We start from the raw sequence: 13,476 nt of genomic DNA on the forward strand, positions 1-13,476 counted from the left end.
TGTTGCGGAAGGTCTCTACCCGCGTGCCCGAACGCGAGGGCACGGCGTATGGGTCCCTGCTTTCGCAGGGACGACGGGTGGAGAGGACTGCGATGAACCCTGCAACCAAGCCAGCCGATATCACCCAACCGGGGGCGCATCTGCGCCTGGTGTCGGACCGCGCTGCCGGCGCCATGCCGGGCATCAAACTGTCAGGCGTGTCGAAAACCTACCGGTCGCGCGACGGTGATGTGCCGTCGCTGCGGCCGCTCGACTTCACCATCAATGACGGCGAGTTCTTTGTCGTGGTCGGGCCGTCCGGCTGCGGCAAGTCCACGCTGCTCAAGATGATCTCGGGCCTGTTGCCGCCGACGACGGGCGAGGTGCTGGTTGACGGCGAGCCGGTGACCAGGCCGCACGGCAATGTCGGCATCGTGTTCCAGAACGCGCTGCTGCTGCCGTGGCGCAACATCCTCTCCAACGTGATGCTGCCGATCGACATGAAGCAGCTGCCGCGGGACAAATACCGCGCCCGCGCCAGGGAGCTGTTGAAGCTGGTCGGGCTCGAAGGTTTTGAGAAGAAGCTGCCCTGGCAGCTGTCCGGCGGCATGCAGCAGCGCGCCTCGATCTGCCGTGCGCTGGTGCATGATCCCAAGATCATGCTGATGGACGAGCCGTTCGGCGCGCTCGACGCCATGACGCGGGAGCGGATGAATGTCGAGCTGATGCGGATCCAGCGCGAGACCGGCAAGACCGTGCTCCTGATCACGCACTCGATTCCCGAGGCCGTGTTCCTCGCCGACCGCGTGCTTGTCATGACTGAGCGGCCCGGCGGGATCGCCGCGATCTACGACGTGCCGATGCCGCGGCCGCGCTCGCTTGACACGATGTCCGATCCTGTCTTCACCGAACTGGTGCAGCGGATCCGGAAGCATTTCTTCACACAGGGGTCGCTGGACTAACGCTTGAGCCTCCGATGACGCTTCGCCTCAGAGTCAACGATATCGCCTTCTTCGAACGACCGCTGGTGTTCGCGCGGCCGTTCCGCTTTGGCGCCGTGACGATCACGGCGTCGACGCAGCTGTTCGTGCGGGTCGAGATCGAGGTGGAGGGCAGAGGACGTGCAACGGGCGCCAGCGCCGAAATGCTGGCGCCAAAGTGGTTCGACAAGCGGCCGCATTTGACGGAAGCGCAGTCGCTCGACGGACTTCGCCGCTCGCTGGCGGTTGCGCGCGAGCTCTATCTGGCGAACAGGGGTTTTGAGACGGCGTTCGGCCTGCACGCCTCGTGTATCGGCCCGCAACTTGCGGCCTGCGCCGCGGAAGACATTCCGCCGCTCGCTGCCGGCTTTGGCCCGGTCGAGATCGACAAGGCGATCCTGGATGCGCTGCTGCGCGCGGCCGGTGTTAATTTTTTCGACGGCATGACCGGCAACATCGCCGGCATCGACGCGCGGTTGACGCCCGATCTCGATGATCGGACAATCACGGGCTTCCTTTCGGCGCGCAATCGGCTCGATCGCGTCGCCGTCAGGCACACCGTCGGGATGGACGACAAGGTTGAAGGCGAGGGCGGCGTCGCCGACCCCAACGAGAATGCCGGCGCGCGCTATTTCAAGCTCAAGCTGAACGGCGATCCCGCGCACGACGCCGCGCGGCTCGCGCGGATCGGCAATGAGCTCGCACGGCTGCCCTACGGCATCAAGGTCACGCTCGACGCTAACGAGCAGTATGCCGATCTCACCGCGCTGAACGCGCTGGTCGACCGGCTCGACCATGACGTGGCGCTTCAACCCATCGCCGCAAACCTGCTCTACATCGAGCAGCCGATGCCGCGCGATATCACAAAGACGTCGCCGCTCGGGAAACTGGCTGCACGCAGCTTCATCATCGACGAAGCCGACGATTCCTATGACGCGTTTCCGGCGGCGCGGGCGCTCGGCTATCGCGGCATCTCCTCGAAATCGTGCAAAGGCATCTACAAGTCGATCATCAACGCCACGCGCGCCGCTGCGTGGAGCGCCGACGACGCCGGGTATTTCATCAGCGGCGAGGACTTGACCTGCCAGGCTGGACTCGGCGTGCAGCAGGACCTCGCGCTCGGCGCGCTGATCGGCGTTACCCACGCCGAACGCAACGGACACCATTATGTCGACGGCTTTGCCGACACGCCGGCGAACGAAGCGGATGCCTTCCTCTCCGCGCATCCCGATCTCTACACCCGCGCGGGCGGCAAGGTCCGCCTCGCGATCCATGACGGCGATCTCCTGACGGGATCGATCGCCGCCGCGCCGGGCTTTGCCAGTTCGGTCCATCCGGACTGGTCCATCATGCAGCCGCTCAAGCGGCCAACACCACGTGTTTCGCAGGAGCAGACAGTATGACGACCAAACGCCTCGGCCTGATCATGAACGGCGTTACCGGCCGGATGGGGCTCAACCAGCATCTGATCCGCTCGATCGTCGCGATCCGCGAGCAGGGCGGCGTCCTCTTGGCGAACGGCGACCGCATCATGCCCGATCCGATCCTGGTCGGCCGCGACGCCGAGAAGGTCGCCGCATTGGCAAAACGCTTCAACATCGAGCGCCACACCACCGATCTTGATCGCGCGCTGGCTGACAAGAATGACACGGTGTTCTTCGACGCCGCGACCACGCAGGCGCGGCCGTCGCTGCTGACCAAGGCGATCGATGCCGGCAAGCACGTCTATTGCGAGAAGCCGATAGCGACCAACCTCGAGGAAGCCGTTGCGGTCGTGAAGCTTGCGAACGCCAAGGGGCTCAAGCACGGCACGGTGCAGGACAAGCTGTTCCTGCCGGGCCTGAAGAAGCTCGCCGTCCTGCGCGACTCCGGCTTCTTCGGCCGCATGCTCTCGGTGCGCGGCGAGTTCGGCTATTGGGTGTTCGAGGGTGGCTGGCAGGAAGCGCAGCGGCCGTCCTGGAACTACCGTGCCGAGGACGGCGGCGGCATCATCCTGGATATGGTCTGCCACTGGCGCTACGTGCTGGACAATCTGTTCGGCGAAGTCGAGAGCGTGGTCTGCATCGGCACCACCGACATTCCCGAGCGTTATGATGAGAAGGGCAAGAAGTATCAGGCGACGGCCGACGATTCCGCCTACGCGACCTTCCGCCTGAAGGGCGGCGTGATCGCGCATATCAATATGAGCTGGGTGACGCGGGTCTACCGCGACGACCTCGTCACCTTTCAGGTCGACGGCACCCATGGCTCTGCGGTGGCGGGCCTGACCGACTGCGTGATCCAGGCCCGCCAGGCAACGCCCCGGCCGGTATGGAATCCGGACGAGAAGCGGCTGCACGATTTCTATGCCGACTGGCAGAAGCTGCCTGAGAACGTCGTCTACGACAACGGCTTCAAGGAGCAGTGGGAGATGTTCATCCGCCACGTCTGCGAGGATGCGCCCTACAAATACACGCTGCTCGAAGGTGCCAAGGGCGTGCAACTCGCCGAATGCGCGCTGAAGAGCTGGAAGGAACGGCGCTGGATCGACGTTGCGCCGATCGTGGTCTGAGAAAGGACTTTGCCATGAACAAGCCAGTCCTGCCGAGGTTATCGCTGTCGCTGAAGCTGCCAACCGCCGATGGCGGCCTCGAGACTTATCGCCTGGCGGCGTCGCGGACCTTTCCGGCGAAGCTCGCGGGCACACTGAACCGCGTCGCATTCTCGGCGGCGCATGTGGTGGCCGATCCGCGCGCCGACGTCGATCCGTGGCTGATGGCTGCGATCGACTGGGACAGGACCATCGCGTTCCGCGAGCACGTCTGGGATCTCGGCCTCGGCGTTGCCGAAGCCATGGACACCGCGCAGCGCGGCATGGGGCTGGACTGGGCGACCTCGCTCGAACTGATCCAGCGCTCGGTGAAGGCGGCGAAGGCCAAGGGCAACGCACTGGTGTTTTCCGGCGCCGGCACGGATCACCTCGTGGTGGAGAATGCAAAATCGATCGACGATGTGATCCGCGCCTATGAGGAGCAGATCGAGGCGGTGGAAAAGGCCGGCGGCCGCATCATCCTGATGGCGTCGCGGGCGCTGGCAAAGCTTGGGAAGAGCGCGGAGGACTACGCGAAGGTCTATGACCGGGTGCTGTCGCAGGTCCGCGAGCCCGTGATCATCCACTGGCTCGGCGACATGTTCGATCCGGCGCTGACGGGCTATTGGGGCACGGCCGATCTCGACAGAGCAATGGATACGGCGGTCAAAATCATCAACGCCAACGAGGCCAAGGTTGATGGCGTGAAAGTGTCGCTGCTCGACAAGCAGCGCGAGATCGACATGCGGCGGCGGCTCGACAGCAGCGTGAAAATGTACACCGGCGACGACTTCAACTATGCCGAACTGATCGCCGGCGATGACAGGGGATTTTCCCACGCGCTGCTCGGTATCTTCGATGCGATCGCGCCGGCTGCGTCCTACGCGCTGTCGCGGCTGGCTGCGGGCGATGAGGCCGGCTTCCACGATGTGCTGGGGACGACGGTGCCGCTGTCGCGCCACATCTTCAAGGCGCCGACGCGTTTCTACAAGACCGGCATCGTGTTCATGGCCTACCTCAACGGCCACCAGGATCACTTCACGATGGTCGGCGGACAGGAGAGCGCGCGCTCGACCTTGCATCTCGCCGAGCTGTTCCGGCTCGCCGACCGGGCGGGGCTGCTCGCCAATCCGGAAGCCGCGACGCGTCGGATGGCGACGATCCTGGCCACACGCGGCGTTGAGCCCTGATGCGCGATTTTTCCAACGACCATCGCTGGCTCTCGCTGAACACGGCGACGGTCCGCAAGCAGGGCGACCTCCTCGCCATCATTGAGGCCTGCGCGCGGCATGGCATCCGCGCCATCGATCCCTGGCGCGACCAGGTCGCTAGCGTCGGCCTCGATCGCGCCGTGCGCGCGGTCAAGGACGCCGGGCTCGATCTGTCAGGCTATTGCCGCGGCGGCATGTTCACGGCTGACGGCGCGCATCGCGGCGAGGCGCGCGACGACAACCGCCGCGCGGTCGATGAGGCGATAGCGCTGGGCGCGCCCTGCATTGTGCTCGTCGCCGGCGGCCTGCCGCAATATTCACGGCCGGGCAGTACCGCGTCCAGGGACATCGCGGCGGCACGCAACCTGGTGCATGACGGCATTGCCGAGATGCTGGAATATGCCAAACAGGCAAAGCTGCCGCTCGCGATTGAGCCGCTGCATCCGGCCTATGCCGCCGACCGCGCCTGCGTGAACACTACAAGGCACGCGCTCGATATCTGCGACGCGCTCGACCCCGGCCGCACCGGCGCGCTCGGCGTCGCGCTCGACGTCTATCACATCTGGTGGGATCCCGAGCTGATGAGCCAGATCGCGCGCGCCGGCAAGGACCGCCTGCTCGCGTTCCACGTCTGCGACTGGCTGGTACCGACCAGGGACATCCTCAACGACCGCGGCATGATGGGCGACGGTGTGATCGACATCAGATCGGTGCGGGCAGCGGTCGAGGCGCAGGGCTTTGCCGGCTATTCGGAAATAGAGATCTTTTCGAATGACTGGTGGACGAAGCCGATGGATGTGGTCCTGACGACATGCATCGAGCGGCATCGCTCGGTGGTTTGACCCAACGAGAGGTTCAGTGGACAAGGCGAAGCGTGCCCGTTATTCCGGGTGCTGCGGGTGTGAACCGCACTGGGGCCGTTGAACTCCGCGGTCCGGACCTTCGGAGCACGACATGCGTTTGAGCGATTGCCACAATTTTCATGACTTCCGCGAACTGGCGAGGCGGCGCCTTCCGGGGCCGATCTTCGATTATATCGACGGCGGGGCAGATGATGAGGCGACGCTTCGGCAGAACACCGCAAGCTTTGAGCGTTGCGATCTGGTGCCCAATGTCCTGCGCGGCGTGGAGAACGTCGATCTCTCGGTCACCGTGATGGGACAGAAGCTTGCGACGCCGTTCTATTGTTCGCCAACCGCGCTGCAGCGTCTGTTTCATCATCAGGGTGAACGGGCCGTCGCTGCCGCGGCGGCGAAATACGGTACGATGTTTGGCGTGTCCTCGCTCGGCACCGTGAGCCTGGAGGAATTGCGCAAGGCCTACGCGACGCCGCAGGTCTATCAGTTCTATTTCCACCGGGATCGGGGCCTGAACACGGCGATGATGCAGCGCGCCAAGCAGGCCGGCGTCGACGTGATGATGTTGACCGTTGACAGCATCACCGGCGGCAACCGCGAACGCGACCTGCGCACCGGGTTTTCGATTCCTTTCAGGCTCACGCTTGGCGGCATGCTGCAATTCGCCATCAAGCCGGCGTGGGCCATCAACTACGTCACCCATGAAAGCTTCAAGCTGCCGCAACTCGACGAGCATGTCGACATGAGCGGCGGTGCCATGTCGATCGGGCGTTATTTCACGGAAATGCTCGATCCCGCGATGACATGGGACGACGTCGCGCAAATGGTCCGGCAGTGGAACGGCCAGTTCTGCCTGAAGGGCGTCATGTCGGTTGAGGATGCCAAACGCGCGGTCGAGATCGGCTGCACCGGCATCATTCTGTCCAACCACGGCGGACGGCAGCTCGATGGCTCGCGGGCGGCGTTCGATCAGCTGGCCGAGATCGTCGATGCCGTCGGTGACCGGATCGATGTGATGATGGACGGCGGCATCAAGCGGGGCAGCCATGTGCTGAAAGCATTGTCGCTGGGTGCCAAGGCCGTCGGCCTCGGACGCTTCTATCTCTATCCGCTGGCATCGGCCGGCCAGGCCGGCGTCGAGCGGGCGCTTGGTCTGCTGCAGGCGGAGCTGGTGCGGGACATGCGGCTGATGGGGTGTTCCTCGATCAGCCAGCTCTCCCGCGCTAACCTGCGGTTCAGATAGCCGCTGATCCTGCCGACCTCGCGGTCACGAGAGGTCCTGCGTCAACGCGCCGCCGATCTGCTCCAGTGCCCAATCGACCTGATCGGGCGTAATCACCAGCGGCGGGGCGATGCGGATGGTGTGGTCATGGGTGTCCTTGGCAAGGATGCCTTTCTCCCGTAGCAGCTCGCAATAGCGGCGGGCGGGGCCGGCTTCCGGGTGCAGCTCGACCGCGAGCATCAGCCCGCGTCCGCGCACCTCCCGGACAGTATTGGCACGGATGCTCCGCAGGCCCTCGAGGAAACGCGCACCTTCGACAGCCGCGTTCTCGATCATGCCTTCGTCGACCAGCGCGCGCAGCGCCGCGCGTGCCACCGCGCAAGCGAGCGGATTGCCGCCGAAGGTCGAGCCGTGCTGGCCGGGCTTCAGCGTGCCGAGGACTTCGTTGTTCGAGAGCACTGCCGAGACCGGGTAGAAGCCGCCGGACAGCGCCTTGCCGAGCAGCGTCACGTCGGCCTCGATGCCCTCGTGCTGTTCCGCCAGCAGTTTGCCGGTGCGGCCGAGTCCGGTCTGAATCTCGTCGAGGATCAGCATGATGTTATGGCGGGTGCAGAGTTCGCGGACGAGGGTGAAATAGCCTGACGGTGGGATGATGACGCCGGCTTCGCCCTGGATCGGCTCGACCAGGAAAGCAACCGTGTTCGGCGTGATCGCGTCCTCCAGCGCCTTGGCGTCGCCGAAGGGAATGATCTTGAAGCCCGGTGCGAACGGGCCGAAATGCGCGCGGGTGTCCGGATCGGTGCTGAAGCCGACAATCGCAAGCGTCCGCCCATGGAAATTGTCGGCGCACACGATGATCTCGGCCTGGCCGTCAGGCACGCCCTTGACCTCGTAGCCCCATTTGCGCACCGACTTGATCGCGCTCTCGACCGCCTCCGCGCCGCTGTTCATCGGCAGCACCTTGTGGGAGCCGGTCAGCTCGGCGAGTTCCTCGTAGAACGGGGCGAGCTGGTCGTTGTGGAAGGCCCGCGAAGTCAGTGTCAGCCGGCCGGCCTGTTCCACCATGGCGGCAAGGATTTTTGGATGGCAATGGCCTTGATTGACTGCCGAATAGGCCGACAGGCAATCGAGGTAGCGCCTGCCGTCGGTATCCCAAACCCAGACGCCTTCGCCGCGCGACAGCACGACGCCGAGCGGCGCGTAGTTCTGGGCGCCAAACTGCGCCTCCCTTGCGATGAAATCGGTGACTGGCGGACGCATGTTTCGTCGCTCCAGTTGTGCCGGCACCATGGAGGTGCCGTCCTGCATCCTATCACTGATTTGGGCATCGGCTGGCGCAGCTTAAAGGATTGCTGTGGACCAAATTCGGTCCACCCCGGCAGCGTTGCGTCAGTCCTGATCGCGGTGCGCGATCTCGAGCGTGACGAGCCGCGCCAGCAGCGTCGCGGGGTAGAGCTGGCCGAAGATCGCCTCGACATTGCAGAGGCTGCGCGCAATCGGGTGCAACGGCGCGACGTCGCCATAGCCGGTCGTCGTCAGCGTGGCAAAGGAGAAATAGATCAGCTGGCTCGCGAGCGACGGACGGTCCTCGACCTTCATGCCGGCAAACGCATTCGGCACCAGCGTGCCGATGAAGGTGTAGAGCGCCGCGAAGATCACCGCGACCGCGAGGTAGAGCAGCACCGCGCCGATCACCCGGTGATAGGTGACGCGTCCCGGCGCGAAGGTTGCCTGCGCGACCGTCACCGCCATCGTGATGCCGACCAAAAGCCAGGCGCCGGCGAACAGATTGAGGTCGAGGATCGAAGGCGAGCGCAGACGGAGGATCGCGCCGGTCACGATCATCGCAAGCGCGATCAGCATCGTGACGACGGCAAGCGCGCTGCCCGACATCACGAACACGCCGCCGACCAGGAAGATGGCGAGCAGCAGCTCGAACACCTGAAACTCGAACAGGCCGAGCGCTTGCAGCGGCGCCACCACGAACATCATGACCAGCAGCAGCACGGTCAGCACCGTCAGCAGCGAATCGCCCCAGCGTTCGCGTATTTGCCTTGTGGTCATCGGATCACGCGTCGCGCCGGCATGGCACGCTGAGGAAGCCGCGGAAGCGGACCCGTCCGCCACGCACCGGCTCGCCGTCGAGCACATAGTTCGGGAAGCGGTTGAGGAATCGCGAAATCGCGATGGCGCCTTCGAGCCGCGCCAGCGCCATGCCCGCGCATTGATGCGCGCCGGTGCCGAAGGCGAGGTGTCGGTTCGGGGTGCGCGCGACGTCGAAGCGTTCAGGGTCGGGGAACTGCGCGGGGTCGCGGTTGGCTGCGCCGATGCACAGCGTGACCAGCGTGCCGGCCGGCAGCCTGATGCCGCTGAGTTCGGTCTCCTCCACGATCATGCGGTTGCCGAGCTGGTTCGAGCTTTCGTAACGCAGCATCTCCTCGACCGCGGTCTTGATCAGCTCAGGCTGCGCGATCAGCCGCTGCTTCTCCTCGGAGTATTGGGTCAGCGTCACCAGCCCATTGCCGATCAGATTGGTCGTGGTCTCGTGGCCGGCGTTGAGCAGGAAGATGCAATTGTGCAGCAATTCCTTCGCGGTCAGCCGCTCGCCATTGTCCTCACCCTGAATCAGCCGGGTCAGCACGTCGCGCTCGGGATTGCCCGGTTTGGCACGGCGGCGTTCGACCAGGGTTTCGAGATAGGCGAGGAAATCCTTGACCGCATTATTGCCGCGGTCGAACGCCTCCTTGCCGATCACCGGCTCCAGCGCACCCAAGATCGCCAGCGACCAGTCGCGCAGCGGCTCGCGTTCGTCGTGCGGCACGTCGAGCAGATTGCCGATCACCTCAACCGGAATGGCGGAGGCGAAGTCACCGATCAGTTCGAAGCGCTCTTTGCTCTCGATCCGGTCGAGCAGGCTGTCGACCAGCGCGATCAGGTCCGGCTCCATCCCGGCGATCGCCCGCGGCGACAATGCGCCCATGATCAGCCGCCGCACCCGGGTGTGCGCCGGCGGATCGTTGAAGACGAGGCTCGTCGTGTGGTGCTCGTAGAGCAGCGAGTTGCCGTATTTCGGCAAGAACTCCTTCTTCTTGTCGGAGGAGAACGCCTTGGTGTTCTTGTAGGCGGCGATCAGGTCATCATAGCGGGTGAGAAAATAGCAGCCGTTCGGCAGCCGCTTGACCGGCGAAGTCTCCCGCAGCGCCCGATAGGTCGGGTAGGGGTTGGCGTAGAAGTCCGGCGTCAGCTTCTCGAGGTCGAAACCGTCAGCCAGCTCTCGCGCGTGCCCGTCCATGGCGGAAATCCAACCCTGATTAGTTTCATTTGCAACTATCGTAAGCCGCAGGCGGCGGCCACGCAACACAATTTGCAGGTCGCGGGAACAGCGCGGCGCACGCGATCCGATGCGAGTAAATCGCAGAGCCATATGCGGTTTTGCGCTTTGATGAAGCGCGCGCACCCCACTACAGTCGCAGCCAAACAACAGAGACCGGAAACGCCGATGCATGCCCGTGCCGAGACCGCGGCCTCCTGGCCCGAGGAGATCTTCTCGATATTGCAGCGCTTCGAGGTGCGCCAGGTGCCTTACGTGCCGGACGCCGGGCACTCAGAGCTGATCGAGCGCGTGCTGGGCTCATCCTCGATGCGCGGCATTGCGCTGACCACCGAGGAGGAGGGCGTGGCGCTGCTGGCGGGCGCCTGGGCCGGCGGCCAGCGCGGCGTGCTGCTGATGCAGTCGAGCGGAGTCGGCAATTGCATCAACATGCTGTCGCTGGTGCAGATCTTTCGCTTGCCGTTCCTCACGCTGGTGACGATGCGCGGCGAATGGGGCGAGTTCAATCCGTGGCAGGTGCCGATGGGTTCGAACACGCAAGGCATTCTCGAATTGTCGGGGATCAAGGTGCTCCGCGCCTCGCATCCGGATGAGGTGCGCGAAGTTGTCGAGGCCGGCGCAGCGCAAGCCTACAACGCCTGCACGCCGACCGCCGTGTTGCTGTCGCAGCGCCTGATCGGGGCAAAGGTTTTCACCAAATGAGCAAAGCCAATCTCCTCGATCGCCGCGCGGTCGTTTCCGAACTGCTTAGGAATCGCAACGGCGCCTTCGCCGTCGGCGGCCTCGGCGCCTCCACCTATGACATCGCCGCCGCCGGCGACGATGACCGCAACTTCTATCTCTGGGGCGGCATGGGCGGCGCCGTGATGATCGGGCTCGGCCTAGCGCTGGCCCAGCCGACGCTGCCGGTCGTCGTGATCACCGGCGATGGCGAGATGCTGATGGGGATCGGGAGCCTCGCGACGGTCGGGCTGCAGCAGCCCAAAAACCTCTCGATCATCGTGCTGGACAACGAGGCCTATGGTGAGACCGGCGGCCAGTCCAGCCACACCGGCGGGCCCGCCGACCTCGTGGGTGTTGCCAAAGCGTGCGGAATCTGGGATAGCCGCTCGATCAGCACGATGGCCGAGGTCGAGGCTTTTGCTTCGTCTTTGCAAGACGTTACCGCGGGGCCGCGGTTCGCCAGCGCGAAGATCGACGGGGCCAATCTGGAACGCGTGCTGTCCAGCCGCGACGGCACCTACATCGTCAACCGCATCCGCGGGTCTGTCGGCCACACTCCAATTTAAAGTGGCTTTCGCGGTGCAATAGAACCTTGACTTTCGGTAAAGTGAGTGATTACTCACGACCCAAATGTCTACTTTACGCATGACGAGTGACTTGCGGCGTCAGTTGATCCTGAGCGCTGCAAAGCGATGCTTCGCCCGCAACGGCTTTGCCGGCACCACGACAAAGAGCGTGGCGGCCGCGGCTGCCATTTCGGAAGGGCTGTTGTTCAAGCACTTCCCGTCGAAGGCGGCGCTCTACGCCGAAATCCTTGCCGAAGAGTGCGAGGCCGATCCTGACCTCGCGCATCTGCTCGGCCAGGAGCCCTCGACCGCGACGCTGGTCGAGCTGGTGCAGGGCATGGTCGGCCACTTCATGCAACTGCGGGATGCGCCGGACCAGGAAGAGGCGCAGCGGATGCGGCTGATGGTGACGAGCCATCTCGATGACGGCGAGTTCGCGCGCCTGCTCTACGACAAGGTCGGCAAGCTGATCGGTCCGGCCTTCGCCGCCTCGCTCGAGCGGGCGATCGCTGCCGGCGAGGCCACGCAGATCGGCGACCAGCCGCTCAACCTGTTCTGGTTTGCGCACCACACCGTGCTTATGAGCGCGTTGACGCAGCTGCCTGCGACACCGTGTCTCCCCTACGGCGATGCCGCAGCGGCCGAGCGGCAGCTTTGCCAATTCATCCTTCGCGGCATCGGACTTACCGAGGCCGCAATCTCAACTCATTTGGGCCGCCAGCCGTCGCCGATCGCAGGACCGTCGGTAACTGCAGAAAGTGCATGACATGAATATCCAGACCGAAAGTCACATCTCGGGACAACCGCTCAAGGAAAAACAGGCCAAGCGCCCCGTCCGCATGGTGCGCTGGTTCATCATCGTAGGCCTGTTGCTGGCTCTGCTGGTCGGCGCACTGGTCGGCTTCAACGCCTTCCGCAGCCACATGATCGCGCAGTTCTTCGCCAACAATAAGCCGCCGCCGTCGAACGTGACCGCCGTCGAGGCGAAGTCCGAGGTGATTCCGAACCTGTTGAGTGCGGTCGGCGATCTCGTCGCCGTGCACCAGGTCAACGTCACCACCGACGTGTCGGGCCGCATCACCGAGATTCTGTTCACCGCCGGCAGCCATGTGAAGGCGGGGACGCCGCTGGTGCAGCTGTTCGATGCGCCTGAGCAGGGCGACCTCGCCAGCTTCAAGGCGCAGGCGACCGTCGGCGAGCAGCAGCTCGACCGCGCCAAGCAACTCGCGTCACGCCAGTTCGGACCGCAGTCGACCGTCGACACCGCGCAGGCGACCTACGACCAGGCCAAGGCGGGCATCGCCAGGACCGAAGCGCTGATCTCGCAGAAGCTGGTGCGCGCGCCGTTCGAAGGCGATCTCGGCGTTCGCCAGGTCGAAGTCGGCCAGTATCTGACGGCCGGCACGCAGATCGTGTCGCTCACCGATCTGTCGGTGCTGTACGCCAACCTGACCGTGACCGAGAAGCAGAGCTCGCAGATCAAGGTCGGCCAGACCGTGCGCATCGCGGTCGATGCCTATCCGGGCCGTACCTTCGAGGGCAAGCTCACCACCATCGAGCCGCAGATCTCGACCGACACCCGCAACATCCGGGTCCAGGCCACGATCCAGAATCCGGACAGCATCCTCAAGCCCGGCATGTTCGCGACCACCACGATCGTGTTGCCCGAGAAGCCGCCGGTCGTCACCGTCCCTGAAACGGCGGTCGACTACACGCTGTACGGCGACTCGGTGTTCCTGATCACCGAGAAGAAGGGCGACGACGGCAAGACCACGCTGACCGCGGACCGCACATTCGTGAAGACCGGCAATCGCGTCGAGGGACGTGTCGAGATCCTCAAGGGCCTCAAGCCCGGGGCCAAGGTCGTCGCCGTCGGACAGATCAAGTTGCAGTCGGGCATGGCGGTCGCGATCTCGACCGATCCGCCGCCGCCGATTCCGGCCGAGGCGCCGCGTTACTGATCTCCATTATCTGAACTCGGAGGGCCGATTGGCCCTCCGCCACCTGCCGCAAACCGGCAGACAACACGAATCGAGTT

General features: G+C 64.6%; 13 protein-coding genes. 10 read left to right on the forward strand and 3 right to left on the reverse strand.

Annotated elements, in window-relative coordinates:
* Positions 1–92: 92 nt before the first annotated feature.
* From G6P99_RS15285 to G6P99_RS15310, 6 genes are all read left to right on the forward strand, one after another.
* The gene (locus G6P99_RS15285; RefSeq protein ID WP_029078111.1) at positions 93–941 is read left to right on the forward strand and encodes an ABC transporter ATP-binding protein; all 849 of its coding nucleotides are present in this window, start codon (positions 93–95) and stop codon (positions 939–941) included.
* 14 nt (positions 942–955) lie between these two features.
* Positions 956–2,362, forward strand: coding sequence for a hypothetical protein (locus G6P99_RS15290; protein ID WP_165128669.1), 1,407 nt, complete (start codon positions 956–958; stop codon positions 2,360–2,362).
* Entirely contained in the window at positions 2,359–3,510 is a 1,152-nt protein-coding gene (locus tag G6P99_RS15295; RefSeq protein WP_165128671.1) for a Gfo/Idh/MocA family protein, read from the forward strand. Before G6P99_RS15290 ends, G6P99_RS15295 begins: the two co-directional genes overlap by 4 nt.
* A gap of 14 nt (positions 3,511–3,524) precedes the next feature.
* Positions 3,525–4,718 carry a dihydrodipicolinate synthase family protein gene (locus G6P99_RS15300; RefSeq protein ID WP_029078108.1) on the forward strand — a complete coding sequence of 398 codons (1,194 nt, stop codon included), beginning with the start codon at positions 3,525–3,527 and terminating at the stop codon, positions 4,716–4,718.
* Positions 4,718–5,581 carry a sugar phosphate isomerase/epimerase family protein gene (locus tag G6P99_RS15305; protein WP_029078107.1) on the forward strand — a complete coding sequence of 288 codons (864 nt, stop codon included), beginning with the start codon at positions 4,718–4,720 and terminating at the stop codon, positions 5,579–5,581. Before G6P99_RS15300 ends, G6P99_RS15305 begins: the two co-directional genes overlap by 1 nt.
* 112 nt (positions 5,582–5,693) lie before the next feature.
* Positions 5,694–6,839 (forward strand): alpha-hydroxy acid oxidase, encoded by a 1,146-nt coding sequence (locus tag G6P99_RS15310; protein WP_029078106.1) that lies wholly within the window; start codon positions 5,694–5,696, stop codon positions 6,837–6,839.
* 24 nt (positions 6,840–6,863) lie between these two features.
* Here the strand turns inward: G6P99_RS15310 and rocD are convergent, their stop codons facing one another.
* The 3 genes from rocD to G6P99_RS15325 all read right to left on the reverse strand — a co-directional run bounded on the left by rocD (position 6,864) and on the right by G6P99_RS15325 (position 10,110).
* A complete protein-coding gene (rocD, locus tag G6P99_RS15315; protein ID WP_029078105.1) occupies positions 6,864–8,078 on the reverse strand; it encodes an ornithine--oxo-acid transaminase in 1,215 nt (404 codons plus the stop codon).
* Positions 8,079–8,207: 129 nt separating this feature from the next.
* The gene (locus G6P99_RS15320) at positions 8,208–8,882 is read right to left on the reverse strand and encodes a potassium channel family protein (protein WP_029078104.1); all 675 of its coding nucleotides are present in this window, start codon (positions 8,880–8,882) and stop codon (positions 8,208–8,210) included.
* Positions 8,883–8,886: 4 nt separating this feature from the next.
* Positions 8,887–10,110, reverse strand: a complete 1,224-nt coding sequence (locus G6P99_RS15325) for a cytochrome P450 (protein ID WP_029078103.1) — start codon at positions 10,108–10,110, stop codon at positions 8,887–8,889.
* A gap of 207 nt (positions 10,111–10,317) precedes the next feature.
* On the opposite strand from G6P99_RS15325, the gene G6P99_RS15330 reads away from it, so the two are divergent.
* From G6P99_RS15330 to G6P99_RS15345, 4 genes are all read left to right on the forward strand, one after another.
* The gene (locus tag G6P99_RS15330) at positions 10,318–10,851 is read left to right on the forward strand and encodes a thiamine pyrophosphate-binding protein (RefSeq protein WP_029078102.1); all 534 of its coding nucleotides are present in this window, start codon (positions 10,318–10,320) and stop codon (positions 10,849–10,851) included.
* Positions 10,848–11,438: a thiamine pyrophosphate-dependent enzyme gene (locus tag G6P99_RS15335; RefSeq protein WP_165128673.1), complete on the forward strand. Its 591-nt coding sequence runs from the start codon at positions 10,848–10,850 to the stop codon at positions 11,436–11,438. Before G6P99_RS15330 ends, G6P99_RS15335 begins: the two co-directional genes overlap by 4 nt.
* A 64-nt stretch (positions 11,439–11,502) precedes the next feature.
* A complete protein-coding gene (locus G6P99_RS15340; protein WP_029078100.1) occupies positions 11,503–12,204 on the forward strand; it encodes a TetR/AcrR family transcriptional regulator in 702 nt (233 codons plus the stop codon).
* Position 12,205: 1 nt separating this feature from the next.
* Complete coding sequence (locus G6P99_RS15345) at positions 12,206–13,399, forward strand: efflux RND transporter periplasmic adaptor subunit (RefSeq protein WP_029078099.1); 1,194 nt, start codon at positions 12,206–12,208, stop codon at positions 13,397–13,399.
* Positions 13,400–13,476 lie beyond the last annotated feature (77 nt).

This window comes from Bradyrhizobium sp. 6(2017), assembly GCF_011058295.2.
Classification (GTDB): domain Bacteria; phylum Pseudomonadota; class Alphaproteobacteria; order Rhizobiales; family Xanthobacteraceae; genus Bradyrhizobium; species Bradyrhizobium septentrionale.